This window comes from Agrobacterium sp. CG674, from assembly GCF_053521645.1.
In genome coordinates, this window is sequence record NZ_JBNWDZ010000002.1 from 234,554 (window position 1) to 249,607 (window position 15,054).

The 15,054-nt window shown below is 59.0% G+C and carries 15 protein-coding genes; 8 read left to right on the forward strand and 7 right to left on the reverse strand.

From position 1 onward, the window contains the following. Positions 1–27 precede the first annotated feature (27 nt). Entirely contained in the window at positions 28–1,023 is a 996-nt protein-coding gene (locus ACQZ51_RS06290) for a KpsF/GutQ family sugar-phosphate isomerase (RefSeq protein WP_448776058.1), read from the forward strand. 21 nt (positions 1,024–1,044) lie between these two features. Here ACQZ51_RS06290 and ACQZ51_RS06295 read toward each other — a convergent pair whose 3' ends face one another. The 5 genes from ACQZ51_RS06295 to ACQZ51_RS06315 all read right to left on the reverse strand — a co-directional run bounded on the left by ACQZ51_RS06295 (position 1,045) and on the right by ACQZ51_RS06315 (position 3,910). Then, positions 1,045–1,731, reverse strand: a complete 687-nt coding sequence (locus ACQZ51_RS06295) for a hypothetical protein (RefSeq protein WP_448776060.1) — start codon at positions 1,729–1,731, stop codon at positions 1,045–1,047. Positions 1,732–1,832: 101 nt separating this feature from the next. Beyond that, the gene (gene ykgO / locus ACQZ51_RS06300) at positions 1,833–1,958 is read right to left on the reverse strand and encodes a type B 50S ribosomal protein L36 (protein ID WP_007607121.1); all 126 of its coding nucleotides are present in this window, start codon (positions 1,956–1,958) and stop codon (positions 1,833–1,835) included. 127 nt (positions 1,959–2,085) lie between these two features. Beyond that, positions 2,086–3,195: a 5-(carboxyamino)imidazole ribonucleotide synthase gene (locus tag ACQZ51_RS06305; protein ID WP_448776062.1), complete on the reverse strand. Its 1,110-nt coding sequence runs from the start codon at positions 3,193–3,195 to the stop codon at positions 2,086–2,088. Beyond that, positions 3,192–3,659 (reverse strand): 5-(carboxyamino)imidazole ribonucleotide mutase, encoded by a 468-nt coding sequence (gene purE / locus ACQZ51_RS06310; RefSeq protein ID WP_042617795.1) that lies wholly within the window; start codon positions 3,657–3,659, stop codon positions 3,192–3,194. The genes ACQZ51_RS06305 and purE overlap by 4 nt, the downstream gene beginning before the upstream one ends. Before the next feature lie 47 nt (positions 3,660–3,706). Beyond that, positions 3,707–3,910 carry a YdcH family protein gene (locus tag ACQZ51_RS06315; protein ID WP_448776063.1) on the reverse strand — a complete coding sequence of 68 codons (204 nt, stop codon included), beginning with the start codon at positions 3,908–3,910 and terminating at the stop codon, positions 3,707–3,709. A 237-nt stretch (positions 3,911–4,147) separates the two neighbouring features. Here ACQZ51_RS06315 and ACQZ51_RS06320 point away from each other — a divergent pair, with 237 nt between their 5' ends. Beyond that, the gene (locus tag ACQZ51_RS06320) at positions 4,148–4,324 is read left to right on the forward strand and encodes a YdcH family protein (RefSeq protein WP_042617567.1); all 177 of its coding nucleotides are present in this window, start codon (positions 4,148–4,150) and stop codon (positions 4,322–4,324) included. A gap of 106 nt (positions 4,325–4,430) precedes the next feature. Here the strand turns inward: ACQZ51_RS06320 and ACQZ51_RS06325 are convergent, their stop codons facing one another. Continuing rightward, the gene (locus ACQZ51_RS06325) at positions 4,431–5,198 is read right to left on the reverse strand and encodes a sulfite exporter TauE/SafE family protein (protein WP_448776066.1); all 768 of its coding nucleotides are present in this window, start codon (positions 5,196–5,198) and stop codon (positions 4,431–4,433) included. Positions 5,199–5,303: 105 nt separating this feature from the next. Here ACQZ51_RS06325 and ACQZ51_RS06330 point away from each other — a divergent pair, with 105 nt between their 5' ends. The 6 genes from ACQZ51_RS06330 (at position 5,304) to ACQZ51_RS06355 (ending at position 13,127) form a co-directional block, all read left to right on the forward strand. After that, positions 5,304–5,957, forward strand: coding sequence for a thiamine phosphate synthase (locus ACQZ51_RS06330; RefSeq protein ID WP_448776068.1), 654 nt, complete (start codon positions 5,304–5,306; stop codon positions 5,955–5,957). A gap of 8 nt (positions 5,958–5,965) precedes the next feature. Further along, complete coding sequence (locus tag ACQZ51_RS06335) at positions 5,966–7,171, forward strand: tetratricopeptide repeat protein (protein WP_448776069.1); 1,206 nt, start codon at positions 5,966–5,968, stop codon at positions 7,169–7,171. Between the two features lie 152 nt (positions 7,172–7,323). Beyond that, a complete protein-coding gene (locus ACQZ51_RS06340; RefSeq protein ID WP_448776070.1) occupies positions 7,324–8,124 on the forward strand; it encodes an inositol monophosphatase family protein in 801 nt (266 codons plus the stop codon). A gap of 213 nt (positions 8,125–8,337) precedes the next feature. Then, entirely contained in the window at positions 8,338–9,351 is a 1,014-nt protein-coding gene (locus tag ACQZ51_RS06345) for a flagellar motor protein MotA (RefSeq protein ID WP_448776071.1), read from the forward strand. Positions 9,352–9,353: 2 nt separating this feature from the next. After that, positions 9,354–10,385: a peptidoglycan -binding protein gene (locus tag ACQZ51_RS06350; protein WP_448776072.1), complete on the forward strand. Its 1,032-nt coding sequence runs from the start codon at positions 9,354–9,356 to the stop codon at positions 10,383–10,385. A gap of 1,095 nt (positions 10,386–11,480) precedes the next feature. Then, positions 11,481–13,127, forward strand: a complete 1,647-nt coding sequence (locus ACQZ51_RS06355; RefSeq protein ID WP_448776073.1) for an FAD-binding dehydrogenase — start codon at positions 11,481–11,483, stop codon at positions 13,125–13,127. Here ACQZ51_RS06355 and ACQZ51_RS06360 read toward each other — a convergent pair. After that, positions 13,124–14,935: an ABC transporter transmembrane domain-containing protein gene (locus ACQZ51_RS06360; RefSeq protein WP_448776074.1), complete on the reverse strand. Its 1,812-nt coding sequence runs from the start codon at positions 14,933–14,935 to the stop codon at positions 13,124–13,126. The two genes, ACQZ51_RS06355 and ACQZ51_RS06360, sit on opposite strands and share 4 nt — an antisense overlap. Positions 14,936–15,054 lie beyond the last annotated feature (119 nt).

Genomic DNA, 15,054 nt, shown 5'->3' on the forward strand with positions numbered 1-15,054 from the left:
TTTTGTGGAAAAGAGTATCAGTCCGGCATGATTACGAGAGCTGTCACACTGGTTGAAAACAACGCCATCGAGTCTGCGCTGCGGACTGTTTCGATCGAGAGAAACGGTCTGGCAGCTTTGGAGCAGGCGCTTCAGGGCGATCTTGGTGTTGGATTTTGCAAGGCCATCGATGCCATTGGCAAATCGGATGGACGTCTGATCATCACCGGTGTCGGCAAAAGCGGCCATATCGGCTCCAAGCTCGCAGCTACCTTCGCATCAACCGGAACACCGGCCTTTTTCGTGCATGCGGCGGAAGCCAACCATGGCGATCTGGGCATGATCGGCGGCAATGATGTCGTGCTGGCTATTTCCAAGGGTGGTGAAAGTGCCGAGCTTCGCAGCATCATCAATTACACCAGACGTTTTTCCATTCCGCTCATCGCGCTGACCTCATCGGAAAACGGCTCTCTTGCCAAGGCGTCGGATATCGTGCTGCTTGTTCCCAATGAGCAGGAGGCATGCCCGCACGGGCTGGCCCCCACCACATCCACCATGATGCAGCTTGCCTTGGGCGACGCTCTGGCCATCGCCCTTCTGGAAGCGCGCAGCTTTACAGCGGGTGATTTTCGCGTGTTTCATCCGGGCGGAAAGCTCGGCGCGAGTCTCGCACTCGTCGGCGACATCATGCACACGGGCGACCGTCTGCCACTGGTGCCCAAGGGCACCCAGTTGCGAGAAGCCATCGGCGTTCTCGCAAGCAAGCACTTCGGTTGCGTGGGCGTGCTGGATGAGGACGGCCGTCTCTGCGGTATTGTGACCGAGGGCGATCTGGCTCGAAATCTGACACTCAATCTGTCGGAGCTCCGGGTCGATGATATCATGACGGTCACGCCGAAAACGGTTAGCCGGCACGTTCTGGCGACAGCCGCACTCGCAACGCTGGAAAAACATCACATCGGCGCGCTGATCGTGATTGATGAAGACAACATGCCCATTGGTCTTATCCACTTCCACGATCTGCTGCGCATCGGCGTGGCATAAATCATCAGCCGCTAACTGGCGTCAGCTGCGCGTTCCCGCCAGTTTTTCCGTAAGGTCACTTGCTTCCTTCTGGGCATCCTTGTCTGCGGGGTAAAGCGCCAGATACTGCTCCCACACTTTCAGCGCCAGCGCGTCGCGCTCGTTGCTTTCAAGAATATTGGCAAGGCTGGCGAGTGCCGGAAAAAAGCGCGGCTCCTTTTGCAGCGTGCTGTTCAGGTCGGCCATGGCCTTGCGGGTATCGCCATCCGCATAGTGCACCAGCGCACGCCGATACCAGGCTTGCGCGAAATCCGGCTCCAGAAGAATGGCCTGATCGAGAAAGTCATAGGCCGCAGCCTTGCGCTTTTCCTCAGCGGCTTCTTCAGACCATGTCAAAAGCAGATTGATGGTGGCGCTGCCGGAATCCGTCCACTGTCCAACAATCTCGTTGGCAATGACGCGGGCTTTCTGAGGATCGCGCTCTTTCTTCAGGCTGGAAAACAGACGGCTCAAGGCGGCGTCAGGTGTTGTTTCCGGCTGGGCGGCGGCCCCGGCATTCGCGGTGGGGGAGGCGGCGTTCCCATTAGGTGTCTGGACTTGTGGCGTTTGTAGTTGGGGTGTCTGCACCTGGGGAGCCTGCGCGGCGGCAGGCGTGGTCAGGTGCGGGGCGCTGGCAAAAGCAGCTCCGAGGCAGACAAGGGTGGTGGCTCGAAAACAAAACTGGCGCATCTGGACAGGATAATCCAGCTGCGCCAATTATGAAATCGAATTTTGCAGTCTATCAACAATGTGATCCGCCACGACGAGACGGGCACAGATGCAAACGTTAATCAGCCCTGACGAGCCTTGAAACGTGGGTTCATCTTGTTGATGATGTAGACGCGGCCCTTACGGCGAACCAGACGGTTGTCGCGGTGACGGGCCTTAAGCGCTTTAAGCGAGTTCTTGATTTTCATTTTTCTGGTCCGCAGTTTGGCGTGACGCTTCTTGCCACGCATATCTCAACAATCAAAAACGCGCTACGAGGGCGCGCTTTTTTCGGTTGGCTGGCAAATACCCCGTCAGTCCCAGCCTGTCAACACATTAAGGCATATTTTGCCGGGAAAGACTTGGTTTTCCGGGGCTCGTTACCTGCGTAACATGGCCCATCTTGCGGCCTGCGCGCGCTTCTGTCTTGCCATAGAGATGCACAAGGCAATCCTCTTTTGCCAGCCAGCCCGGCACATCGTTGATGTCGTCGCCAATCAGGTTGGTCATCACACAATCGGAATGCCGCTGTGTGGAGCCGGGAGCAAGCCCCGCCACGGCGCGAATGTGCTGTTCGAACTGCGAAACCACGCAGGCCGCTTCCGTCCAGTGGCCGGTATTGTGCACACGCGGCGCGATCTCGTTTGCGACCAGCGATCCATCGCTGAGAACAAAGAACTCGATACCGACAACACCGACATAATCCAGCGCAGCCAGCAGTTTCTGGGCGGATTCCTCGGCCACGGCTCTGGCAGAATCGGAAAGATTGGCCGGAACGGTGGAGGTGTGGAGAATGCCGGAAAGATGCACGTTTTCGGCAGGGTCGTAGCAGGTCACGGTGCCATCGGCAAAGCGGGCGGCAATGATGGAGATTTCACGCTCGAAGGGCACAAAGCTTTCGAGGATGAGGGCAACGCCACCCATCGCCTCGAAGATGCCGGTCAGGTCTTCACCACCCTTGAACACCCGCTGGCCCTTGCCGTCATATCCCATGCGGCGGGTCTTCAGCACGCCCTTGCCGCCAAACTCCACAACGGCGGCTTCAAGGCTTGCCTGATCGTCCACTGGCCGGAAACCGGCGGTCGGAATGCCGCAATCATTGAGGAAGCGCTTTTCCGTCAGCCGGTCCTGCGAGGCGCTGAGCGCCTGCGGTGGCGGGTAGACGGGAACAGACGCCGACAGCGTCTGTGCGGCCACGACGGGCACATTCTCGAACTCATAGGTCACGACGTCGCAAACGCTGGCAAGTTCGGCCAGCGCCGTCTCGTCATCATAGGCGGCCACGATCTGCCGATTGCAGACCTGTGCTGCCGGACAATCGGCCTGCGGTTCCAGCACGATGGTGCGGAAGTTGAGGCGGGCGGCAGCCATGGCCAGCATGCGCGCCAGCTGACCACCGCCGATGATACCGATGGTCCCGGATTTCCCTTGATGTTTCGAGGTCATTGCGGCGTATCCAGCGGATATTCTGCAATGGCCGCTGTCTGGCGGGCGCGGTATTCGTCCAGCCGGTCTGCCAGATCCTCGTCCGACAGGGCGAGAACGGCTGCGGCCAGAAGGGCTGCGTTGATGGCGCCTGCACGGCCGATGGCCAGCGTGCCGACGGGAATGCCGGCGGGCATCTGCACGATGGAATAGAGACTATCCTGACCCGACATGGTTTTTGATTGAACGGGAACGCCAAAAACCGGCAGGGGCGTCAGTGCGGCTGTCATGCCGGGCAGGTGGGCTGCGCCACCGGCACCTGCGATGATGACCTTGAAGCCTTCGTCGCGCGCGCCGCTGGCAAAGCTGAACATGCGCTCTGGCGTGCGGTGGGCGGAAATGATGCGCGCTTCATATTCCACATCCAGCGCATCCAGCGTATCTGCGGCGTTTTTCATGGTTTCCCAGTCGGACTGGCTACCCATGATGATGGCGACGGGCGGTGTTTCTGTGCTCAACGGTAATCTCCGTATCAGGCAATAATATCAGGAATAATCTGGTCTTCGATCTGGGTCATCTTGTCTTTGATGATCAGCTTCTTCTTCTTCATGCGCTGAATGCGCAACGCTTCGCAGTTGGTCTGCATCATGGCGTTGATTGCCGCATCGTAATCTTCGTGTTCCTGGCGAAGTCGCGCAAGCACCAGCCGAACGTCGGCCTGATCCTGGTCGGGCATCTCTATTCTTCCCCATTTTGAGACAACCGGACCGCCATCCGGCCATTTTGTTTTCGGTCTTGGTGCCTGTACCATCAAATCACGGTAACGGGAAGTTTCCCTAACAACCAAATTGCCCCACTATGGCCTTCATTTCGCCTTCGACAAGCGGGGCGTTCCATGTCACATTGGTGTCGTAAACCTGAAACTCCAGCGATGGAGCGCTGGAGGTAGGTTCAACAAGGAAGGACGTGCCGCATGACCATTCAGGCTCATATTGCATCGCTGGAAAAGAAACACGGTGCTCTTGAGGAGGAGCTCGAAACCGTATTGGCTTCTCCCTCCTCAGATGATCGGCAGATTGTGGATCTTAAACGCAAGAAACTGCGCCTGAAGGATGAAATGCAGAGGCTACAAGCCTCCACCAAGCATTAATCGCCTAAAATCTTTGTTGCCTGACGTCAGTATCGTTTACGTCGCAGCCTGAAAGCCCGGCTCTGATTGCTACCGCGATCAGGGCCTTTTGTTTGGCTTACCGTGGCTAGATTGGTAGCCCATCCCACAGAAGCTTCAGCGCCGCCAGAAAGGCCATGGCGTACATCAGCGGATAAAAGATCGCCGGCTTCATGTATTTCACCACTTTTGCCCCGGCAAAGGTTGCCACCATGGCAACCGGCAACAGCATGGCGGATGTCGTGAGGTTTGCGGAATCAAGCGCGCCCAGCGCAAAATAAGGAATGAGCTTGATCGCATTCATGATGGCGAAGAAGCGAACGCTCATGCCGGTATAGACCTTCGGGTCCAGTTTCAGCGGCAGCACGTAGATCTGGAAAGGCGGCCCGCCCGCATGCGCCACGAAGCTGGCATAGCCCGAAAGGCTGGACCAGATGGTCGCCTTCACGGGGCTCTGGGCTTTGGCTGGCGCTTCCTGCCCGCCGCGCGCGGTGCGATAAGCCTCGAAGAAATAGCGGATGACAAAGATGATGGTGACGCTTGCCACGACAAGGCGCATGGCATCGGCTGAAATCATGCTGGACATCGCCCAACCCAGCGTAATCCCTGCAATTGCACCCGGCAGCATAAGCAGCAGCGTCTGGCGGTGATTGTATTTGCGCCATGCCATCAGCGCGACCAGATCCATGACCACGAGGATCGGCAAAAAGATCGCCGCCGCCTGCACCGGTGGCACGGCCAATGACATCAAAGGCACGCCCATCAATGCCAGCGCGCCGCCCAGCCCGCCTTTGGAAAGGCCAACGAGGATGACAGCAGGGATGGCGACGAGAAAAAAATGAAAATCATGCAGCATGGATGAAGGTTGATCCTTTCGCCTGTCCGGTCTATCGGAATTGCTATATGAAAACGAGTGCAGATTGCGCGAGAAGCGTTCTGTCTGCGGAAAATGGAAAAACCGATGTCTGCACCCAAAAACCGTTGCCGCCTCGTTCTGATCGTGCCTGCGCATGATGATGCCGACCATCAGGCAAAGACGCTGCAAGATGCGCTGCGTGGCGGCGATGTCGCCTCCGTCATCATTCCGCAATATGGTCTTGACGACGCGACCTTCCAGAAGTTGGCCGAGACGCTGGTTCCCATCGTCCAGGAGGCAGGGGCTGCTGCACTGGTGGCTGGCGATAGCCGCACGGCAAGCCGCGTGAAGGCAGATGGCCTGCATGTGCTGGGCGGTGCGGAAGCCCTGTCTGAAGCCATGGAGAGTTTCTCGCCAAAGCTCATCGTTGGCGGCGGCAATGCCGATGACCGTCACAAGGCGCTGGAACAGGGCGAGAGCAACCCGGACTACATGTTCTTCGGCAAGCTGGAAGGCGATATCAAGCCGGACGCCCATTCCAAGAACCTCGCGCTTGGCGAATGGTGGGCTTCCATGATCGAAATCCCGGCCATCGTCATGGGCGGTTCCGATGTCGCCTCGGTGGTTGCCGTGTCGGAAACCGGCGTCGAATTCGTCGCCCTGCGGGATGCCGTTTTCGGCCATGCCGGAGGTGCCGCGCAGGCGGTTGCTGAAGCGAATGCGCTGCTGGACGAAAAAGCGCCACGGTTTGGCGGTTGATACAGGCGATGATCGCTCGTTTGCTTCGTTTCCGTCTGTCTGTTTCGGCTCTCGCTCTGGCGTGCGCGATTGTGCCGCATGCCGTTTTTGCACAGGATCCGAAACCGGCACCGCCACAATCCGAGCTTCTGCCGGGTGTGGGAACGAGCGCGCCGCAGCCTGATACGATGACGCCGACGGATGAGGATACGGATTTTGGCCCCGCCAAAGCCGATGGCCCCGAAGTCCTGTCGCGTCCGTCTGACGCCAATGCCGAGCCGATCCGCAGAGGGCGCGTTGGCGCTGACGATCAGAAGGATTTGCAGCCTTCCGAAGGGGTCACTGTCTACCAGCGCATGGGGGCCGAGCTTCCAGCCCTTCCGGCAGAGAAAAAATTCACCGGCAAGGTGGATGAGGCCTTTGGCCACTATCAGCGCGGTGAATATGTGCAGGCGCTGTCCAAGGCTTTGGCGCGCGCGGAAAAAGGCGATGCACCGGCCCAGACACTGGTGGCCGAAATGATGTCGCGCGGCTTCGGCATTGCCCGCGATGACAAGACCGCAGCCTTCTGGTTCGAGCAGGCGGCAAAGGGCGGCGATCCTGTCGCCATGTTCAAGTATGCCCTCATCCTGATGGAAGGCAAAGTCGTCAAGCGCGACAAGACGCTGGCCGATGATTACATGCGCCGTGCCGCAGAGGCTGGTAATGCCGAGGCGGAATTCAACTGGGCGCAGATCCTGGTGTCCCAGGCGCCGGGACCCAACGGCCTTCACTCCGCTTTGCCATTTTATGAGAAATCCGCCGAAAAGGGCGTAGCCGACGCGCAATATGCCGTTTCGCAGATCTACTGGAACCTCAACGACATCCCGGCCGAAAAGAAAGCCAAGTCCCGCGACTGGCTGATGCGCGCCGCAAAGGCAGGCTTTGATACCGCGCAGGTCGATCTCGGCGTCTGGCTCGTCAACGGTGTGGGCGGTGAGCGCAATCTGGAGGAGGGCTTTCGCTGGCTCCTTGGCGCGGCCCAGCGCGGCAATGTCGTTGCCCAGAACAAGATCGCTCATCTCTATATTCAGGCGCTCGGCACCAAGCCGGATCCGGTCGAAGCCGCCAAATGGTACGTGCTGTCGCGCCGCGCCGGTCTCAAGGACCCCGGATTGGAAGATTTCTACCTCGGAATCGAAGAAGAACAGCAAAGAAAAGCCATCGACGCTGCAAACCGCTTCCGCCCTGCCTGAGTTGGAGGCCAGTTCGGGTGGCTTTCGGCTTTTTACCTTGAATTCCAGCGCGTTTTGTGGTCTTGAACCGCAAACTTTCAATCAGAAACCGCATTTGCGTGCCTGCCGGAAATTTCGGCTAGCAGGTTCAGCCACCTTTCAGGAACAACGTCATGGCCCGTTCAGCCCTTCTCAATGTCATGGTTCAGGCCGCTCTCAAGGCCGGAAAATCGTTGGCTCGTGACTTCGGTGAAGTTCAGAACCTGCAGGTTTCGGTCAAGGGTCCCGGCGATTTCGTATCGCAGGCAGACCTCAAGGCTGAAAAGATCGTCCATGACGAGCTGATGAAGGCCCGCCCGACCTATGACTTTCTGGGTGAAGAAGGCGGCGAGGAAAAGGGTTCTGACGGCGCGCATCGCTGGATCGTCGATCCGCTGGATGGCACCACCAACTTCCTGCACGGCATTCCGCAATTTGCCGTTTCCATCGCGCTGGAGCGCAATGGCGAAATCGTCGCGGGCGTGATCTTCAACCCTGCAACGGATGAACTTTACACGGCGGAACGCGGCAGTGGCGCGTTTCTTAATGATCGCCGCATTCGTGTGGCAGCCCGCAAGCAGATCACCGATTGCGTTGTCAGCTGCGGCGTGCCGCATCTGGGCCGCGGCAATCACGGCAAGTTCCTGGTGGAGCTGCGTCATGCCATGGGCGAAGTGGCTGGCATCCGTCGTTTCGGCGCTGCGTCGCTGGATCTGGCCTATGTCGCGGCAGGCCGTCTGGATGGTTTCTGGGAAGCTGATCTTGCCCCATGGGATATGGCCGCTGGCCTCGTCATTATCCGTGAAGCGGGCGGTTTCGTCAGCGACATGAAGGGCGGACAGGATATTCTCGGCACTGGCAGCATCGTTGCTGGCAACGAATATATCCGCAAGGCGCTGGCCGAGGTTGTCAGCCGACCAATTCCGGGCCGTTAAGCCTCTTTTTTCGCTCGTAAATCTCCAGAAGAGGCGTTTGCTGACGCCTCTCTTGATCAAGGGTTGAAAAACCCTTGGGACGTTACCGGCTTTTCACTTCAATTCGTCGCAATTTTCCACTAGCTTCCGCTCGTAACCGCGATCATGCGTTTGCGAACCGCTGCAAGGCGTGTTCAAACGTGTGTTGCGGCAGGTCCAAAGGGAATGAGCATTATGGCGGATACGGAACGGCTGGACGTCGGCGTCGAGCGAGTGGTGACGAAGGAATATCATCACAAACTGTCGAGCCCCACGCCATTTTTGTGGACGATGGTCATCTTCCTCATCATCGTCGCATTCCTCGCCGCCATTCTTTTCCGGCAGGCGCAATCTGCCTTCATGACCAATCCGGGCCTGAACGGCTTCATTCTGGGCGTTCTGGTCATCGGCATCATCCTCGTCTTCACGCAGGTTCTCTCGCTTCGCCCGGAAGTGCGCTGGTTCAACGGCTTTCAGGCGGCAGGCACTGTCGATAAGGCCGGTCGCACGCCAAAGCTTCTGGCGCCCATGCGCGCCGTCTTCGGCAAGCGCACCGATGTGCGCGTCTCCACCGTCACGCAGCGTTCCCTGCTGGATAGTATCGCCACGCGTCTGGACGAATCGCGCGATACCTCCCGCTATCTCATCGGCCTTCTGGTGTTTCTCGGCCTGCTCGGCACATTCTGGGGTTTGATCGGCACCATTGCCGCCATCAGCGGCGTCATTCAGGGCCTTGACCCCACATCGGGTGATACCAACGATATTCTCTCGTCTTTGAAGTCGGGTCTTACCGCGCCTCTGTCCGGCATGGGCACGGCGTTTTCGTCCTCTCTTCTCGGCCTTTCCGGTTCTCTCATTCTCGGTTTTCTGGATCTTCAGGCCGGTCGTGCCCAGAACCGTTTTTATACCGAGTTGGAAAACTGGCTTTCTTCCGTGACCGATACCGGTAAGGACATGGATGGCAAGTCTGCTAATTACGGCGCCGCTGGCAGCGAGCGTTCACTGGCCGCCATGACCAGCCTTGCCGAAGGCATTCAGGGCCTCGTCAAGAACATGCGCGGCGAACAGCAGATGCTGCGAGACTGGATCGAGGCGCAACAGGAGGAATCGAAATCCCTGCGCCGCACGCTGGACAGGTTGTCTGCGCGCATGGATGCCGACCAGAAATACGCAAGAAGTTCATCCCGTCACGATAACGGGAGCGAGTGATCATGGCGCTTGGGCGCAACCGCCGACGCGACCGGGGTGTCGATTACTGGCCGGGTTTCGTGGATGCCTTGTCCACGCTTCTCATGGCCATCATGTTCCTGCTCACCGTGTTCGTGCTGGCGCAGTTCATTCTGTCGCGGGAAATTTCCGGCAAGGATGAGGTGATGAGCCGGCTGAACAACCAGATCGCGGAACTGACCGAATTGCTGGCGCTGGAAAAGGGCAGCAAGCAGGATATTGAAGATACGCTGGCCAATCTCCAATCCACGCTGGCCGTGTCGGAAACCGAGCGTTCGCGCCTGCAATCCCTGCTGGACTCCGGCGCGGGCAACAGTTCAGCCGCCAATGCCCGCGTAGGTCAGTTGACGGGCGAGTTGGAAGATGCGCGCCAGACAGGTGCGCGTGCGTCTGCCCAGATCGACCTTCTCAACCAGCAGATCGCAGCGCTTCGCGCCCAGATTGCCTCGGTGGAAACGGCCCTGCAGGCATCTGAAGCGAAGGATTCATCCTCTCAGGTCAAGATCGCCGATCTCGGTCGCCGCCTCAATGTGGCGCTGGCCCAGCGTGTGCAAGAGTTGAACCGCTATCGTTCGGATTTCTTCGGACGCCTGCGTGAAATCCTGTCGGACCGCGAGAATATTCGCATCGTCGGAGACCGCTTTGTCTTCCAGTCCGAAGTTCTGTTTCCTTCCGGCGGCAATGACATGAACCCGGCAGGTCAGGACGAAATGGCCAAGCTCGCCATAGCCCTTATCGATCTTGCGAAGGAAATTCCCGCAGAAATCAACTGGGTTCTGCGCGTGGATGGCCACACGGATAATGTCCAGCTTTCGGGCACAGGCCGCTTCCGCGACAATTGGGAGCTATCATCTGCCCGCGCAACGTCGGTCGTCAAATACCTCATCTCCAAAGGCGTCCCCGCAAACCGCCTCGTCGCGGCTGGCTTCGGTGAATACCAACCCCTGGCTGATGGCGATACGCCCGAAGCGCGCTCCCAGAACAGACGCATCGAGCTGAAGCTGACCGAAAGGTAAGGGCTCAGCTATGGCTTGCCTCTCCCCTTGTGGGAGAGGATAGAAAATCACGATCTCAGTGCAGCTAAGTCGGTAATTCTGCAGGTGAGGGGTAGTGCACCAACCGCTAGCGGTCCTATATCGCCAGATATTTCCCATCTGAATCAATGCTTTAATAAAAATCTCCGAAAATCCTCAAAAAATCGATCTGCACTTTCTCAATGGCGGGCGAATCACCCGCACAATGTCGCCGTTCCGCCCTCGGATACACCGCAAGGCGTTGCGGCGAGGCGGAACCGGCGCTGGTGATGATGAGGCTACGCAACCTTTCATCGCCGGGGTCTGGCAGCGATCTCCCCGGTGGCAACGGGTGAGGGGATAGCGTCGGTTTCGGACCGGCTGGCGCAATCTCCTCCATGTTCGATCCGGCCTGACGCTTGCGCGTTGCGAATGCCTTACAGCTTCGTTTCGCGTCTGCATCAGTCCGGCTCGTCAGCTACCGGGCGTACCGACAGCCCTTCGCCAATGGTCGAACGCGACCGGATGGCGGAACGGCGAAAGTCAGGCGGTACACAGGAACACGCTGCATCTGCCCCGCATCGTAAAGGATGCGGACGGATCGTGAGGGACAGCAGAGGTCAACAGCCTATGTTTCACCTTGCGGAAAACGGATCGCCTCAGGTCCGCGCCTCGATCAATCGGCGTGGATGTCAGGCGAAGGCAGGTGTGGCCGAACTGGCAGGCGGTATCTCTTGGGATGCCGCTGCCCGGAATGGGGAAGGGTTGGATCTTGGCCATGTCCGACCGGTTTTTCGGCAAGGTTCGCCCTCGCCATCCGGGAACAGCCAGCCGTGGCAAGAGATCGTGGGCGGGCACAAACCGCTGAACGGGGTGCTGAAAGGTGCCGATACTACTACTACCCAACGAGGCAACTTTCAGCGCCCCGTCCGAATACCCATTGGCCTCAACCGGCGATGGTCAGAACTGGGAAGATCAAGCCACGGGCAGATGCTGCCGCGTGAACGGCGAAGCTTGGCTGAAGGAATGCGCTTCTCCATCCGTTGCAAAAAAATTGACGTTTGCGTAAAGGTAATCCGGCTGATCCGGGAGGGGTTGATGGAGCAATTTGACGTTATTGTCGTGGGCGCAGGGCTTGCCGGTCTGGTTGCGGCCAGCGAGGCTGCCGAGCGCGGGCTGAAAGTCTGTCTACTGGATCAGGAAGGCGAGCAGAATCTCGGCGGGCAGGCCTTCTGGTCGCTAGGCGGTCTGTTTTTTGTCGATAGTCCTGAACAGCGGTTCATGCGGGTGCGCGATAGTCTCGATCTTGCCCGGCAGGACTGGTTCGGTTCAGCTGCCTTCGACCGGCCAGAAGATCATTGGCCGCGCCTTTGGGCTGAAGCTTATCTGAATTTCGCAGCCGGCGAGAAACGCGCCTGGCTGCATGGGCTTGGCATGCGGTGGTTTCCGGTTGTCGGCTGGGCCGAACGCGGCGGATCACATGCCCATGGTCACGGCAATTCCGTTCCCCGCTTCCATGTGACCTGGGGCACCGGCCCCGGTGTGTTGGAGCCCTTCGTCAGAAAGGTCAAAACCCTTGCAGAGACCGGGCGCATCGTTCTCAAATTCCGCCATCAGGTCGATGTGCTTGATAGCACCAATGGTGCGGTGACCGGCGTTTCCGGCATGGTGCTCTATCGGGACACCGTTCAGCGTGGGCAAAGCAGCAGCCGGCTCGGTATTGATACATTTCAACTTACCGCCTCGGCGGTCATTGTCACATCGGGTGGCATTGGTGGCAACCACGCGCTGGTGCGCCAGAACTGGCCGGTCGAGCGGTTGGGGCAACCACCAGCGGAGATGGTCTGCGGCGTTCCTGCCCATGTGGACGGGCGCATGGTGGCCATCACAGAAGCGGCGGGCGGTGCCGTCATCAACCGCGATCGCATGTGGCATTATACCGAGGGGGTGAAAAATCACGATCCGATCTGGCCAAACCACGGCATACGCATTCTCCCCGGTCCGTCATCCTTCTGGTGCGATGCGCGTGGTGATCGGTTGCCAGCGCCTGCCATGCCGGGTTTCGATACGCTGTGCACGCTGAAAATTCTGCGTGAACGGGGCAGCGATTACAGCTGGTTCATTCTGACCAAGGCCATTATCAAGAAGGAGTTTGCCCTATCCGGTTCCGAGCAGAACCCGGATCTGACGGGCAAGAATATCCGCCTTCTTCTCAAACGTCTTGGCAAGGAGCCGCCCGGTCCGGTCAAGGCCTTCATGGAGCACGGCGAGGACTTTGCCGTGCGCGATACGCTGGAAGAACTGGTGGATGCGATGAACGCGATTGCCGGTGAGGGGCATCTCGATGCGGGCCACATTCGCCGCCAGATCGAGGCGCGGGACCGGGAACTCACCAACTCTTTCAGCAAGGATGCGCAGATCACCGCCATCAGGGGTGCCCGCAATTACCTCGGCGATAAGTTGATGCGCACCGCAAAGCTCCATCGCCTATTGGACCCCGCAGCCGGACCCCTGATCGCCGTTCGTCTGCACATCCTCACCCGCAAAACGCTGGGCGGTCTGCACACTGACCTTAATGGCCGGGTGCTGGATGGCAACGGCGTTGCTGTGCCCGGACTTTACGCGGCGGGCGAAGTCGCAGGCTTCGGCGGCGGCGGCATGCACGGCTATAATGCGCTGGAAGGCACCTTTCTGGGAGGATGCCTGTTTTCCGGACGTGTGGCGGGTCGAAGTGTCGGAGGCTAGCTGGATTTCAATAGCGTGACGACTTCGTCCTCGCCTGATGTCTGGAACTGAAGGCGGGCGAGTTTCGCATAGAGGCCGCCCTGTCTGGACAGGCTTTGATGCGTGCCTTCTTCGATGATGCGGCCTTCATCCATCACCAGAATGCGGTCGGCTTTCAACACGGTCGCCAGGCGGTGGGCGATGACGATGGTGGTGCGCTTGGCGATCAGTTGGTCCAGCGCCTTCTGCACCAGCGTTTCGCTCTCGGCATCCAGCGCAGACGTCGCTTCGTCCAGAAGCAGAATCGGCGCGTCACGCAGAATGGCGCGGGCAATGGCGATGCGCTGGCGCTGGCCGCCTGACAGCGTCACGCCGCGTTCGCCGACAATGGTGTCGTAGCCATTTGCGAGCTTGGTGATGAAGCCATCGCCCTGTGCGGCGACCGCTGCCGCCTGCACATCGTCACGGCTCGCATTGGGTTTGCCAAAGGCGATGTTGTCATGGATGGAAGCGGCAAAGATCGCGACATCCTGCGGCACGATGGCCAGGCGTGAGCGCAGCTCTTCCAGCGTGACCGAACGGATATCGGTGCCATCCACCATGATGCGTCCGTTCTGCGGATCGTAAAAGCGCATCAGCAGAGAAAAGACCGTGCTTTTCCCAGCGCCCGATGGTCCGACAATCGCGACCGTTTCACCCGCTGCAACCTTGAAGGACAGGTCGGATAGAATCGGTCTGCCAACGGCCTGTGGATAATGGAATGCAACATTCTCAAAGCTGGCTTCGCCACGGGCCGGAACGGGCAGGGCAACTGGCGCTGCGGGATTTTCGACCGGCGATTTTTCCTGAAGCAATTCGGACAGCCGCTCGGCGGCACCTCCGGCTTGCGACAGCTCGCCCCAGACTTCGGAGAGCTGGCCAAGCGAGCTTGCGGCGATGACGGAATACAAAACGAATTGGCTGAGCGTGCCAGCCGAAATCGTGCCATTGAGAACGCCATGCGCGCCATACCAAAGGATTGCGACGACGCTGCCGAAGACGAAGCTGATGGCAACGGCTGTCAGAACTGCGCGGGCGCTGATGGCAGCACGGGCGCCGCGATAGGCCGTTTCGACCGCATTATTATAGCGAGAGTTGGCCAGCACTTCCGCATTGAACGACTGAATGGTGCGGCTTGCGGAAATGGTTTCGGCGGCAAAGGCCGAGGATGTGGCAAGGGCATCCTGCGTGATGCGTGACCGCGACCGCACGGAGCGGCCAAAGGCAATGAGCGGGAAGACGATGAGCGGGATGGCCAGCAGCGCAAGGCCCGAGAGGCTCGGGCTGGTATAGACCATCATGACCACAGCACCCAGACAGAGCAGGATGTTGCGCAGCGCCTGCGAGGCGGATGAGCCGAAGGCGGAGCGGATCTGCACCGTGTCGGCTGTCAGCCGCGATGCCAGTTCGCCGGAATGGTTGATATCGAAAAAAGCCTGAGACAGCGAGGTGAGGTGGGCAAACACATCGCGGCGAAGATCGGCAACGACCCGCTCACCAATGGTCATGACGTAATAATAACGCATGGCGCTGGCCAGCGCGAGCACGACGGCAATGGCAAGAAGCATGGCGAAATAATTGTTGATCATGGCGCCATCGGCACCTGCAAAGCCGTGATCAACGATCCGGCGAACGGCCAGCGGCAGAGCGAGCGTCATGGCAGAAGACAGGACAAGGGCGAAAATGGCGGCTGCAACCAGCCCGCGATAGCGCTTCAGATAGGGGAACAGGCTCGCGAGGGGTTTGGGCGATTTGCGCATGGCCGATTTCGGTTCCTGAATGTCTGCCACGATCAACTCCTACATTTGCCGACATGCTGCTGTGCCAAGTGTTGACCGAGCATCAGCAGGCACTTGTTATCTCGGTGACCTTCATGTATAGGCTCCGCATCGAATTGGGAAGCCATGGC

Coding starts and splice junctions, on each gene's coding strand:
- ACQZ51_RS06330 (WP_448776068.1), top strand. CDS start 5,304: ATGTCTGCACCCAAAAACCGTTGCCGCCTCGTTCTGATCGTGCCTGCG.
- ACQZ51_RS06295 (WP_448776060.1), bottom strand. CDS start 1,731: ATGCGCCAGTTTTGTTTTCGAGCCACCACCCTTGTCTGCCTCGGAGCT.
- ACQZ51_RS06345 (WP_448776071.1), top strand. CDS start 8,338: ATGGCGGATACGGAACGGCTGGACGTCGGCGTCGAGCGAGTGGTGACG.
- ACQZ51_RS06335 (WP_448776069.1), top strand. CDS start 5,966: ATGATCGCTCGTTTGCTTCGTTTCCGTCTGTCTGTTTCGGCTCTCGCT.
- ykgO (WP_007607121.1), bottom strand. CDS start 1,958: ATGAAAATCAAGAACTCGCTTAAAGCGCTTAAGGCCCGTCACCGCGAC.
- purE (WP_042617795.1), bottom strand. CDS start 3,659: ATGGGTAGCCAGTCCGACTGGGAAACCATGAAAAACGCCGCAGATACG.
- ACQZ51_RS06355 (WP_448776073.1), top strand. CDS start 11,481: ATGGAGCAATTTGACGTTATTGTCGTGGGCGCAGGGCTTGCCGGTCTG.
- ACQZ51_RS06315 (WP_448776063.1), bottom strand. CDS start 3,910: ATGCCCGACCAGGATCAGGCCGACGTTCGGCTGGTGCTTGCGCGACTT.
- ACQZ51_RS06305 (WP_448776062.1), bottom strand. CDS start 3,195: ATGACCTCGAAACATCAAGGGAAATCCGGGACCATCGGTATCATCGGC.
- ACQZ51_RS06320 (WP_042617567.1), top strand. CDS start 4,148: ATGACCATTCAGGCTCATATTGCATCGCTGGAAAAGAAACACGGTGCT.
- ACQZ51_RS06350 (WP_448776072.1), top strand. CDS start 9,354: ATGGCGCTTGGGCGCAACCGCCGACGCGACCGGGGTGTCGATTACTGG.
- ACQZ51_RS06290 (WP_448776058.1), top strand. CDS start 28: ATGATTACGAGAGCTGTCACACTGGTTGAAAACAACGCCATCGAGTCT.
- ACQZ51_RS06325 (WP_448776066.1), bottom strand. CDS start 5,198: ATGCTGCATGATTTTCATTTTTTTCTCGTCGCCATCCCTGCTGTCATC.
- ACQZ51_RS06340 (WP_448776070.1), top strand. CDS start 7,324: ATGGCCCGTTCAGCCCTTCTCAATGTCATGGTTCAGGCCGCTCTCAAG.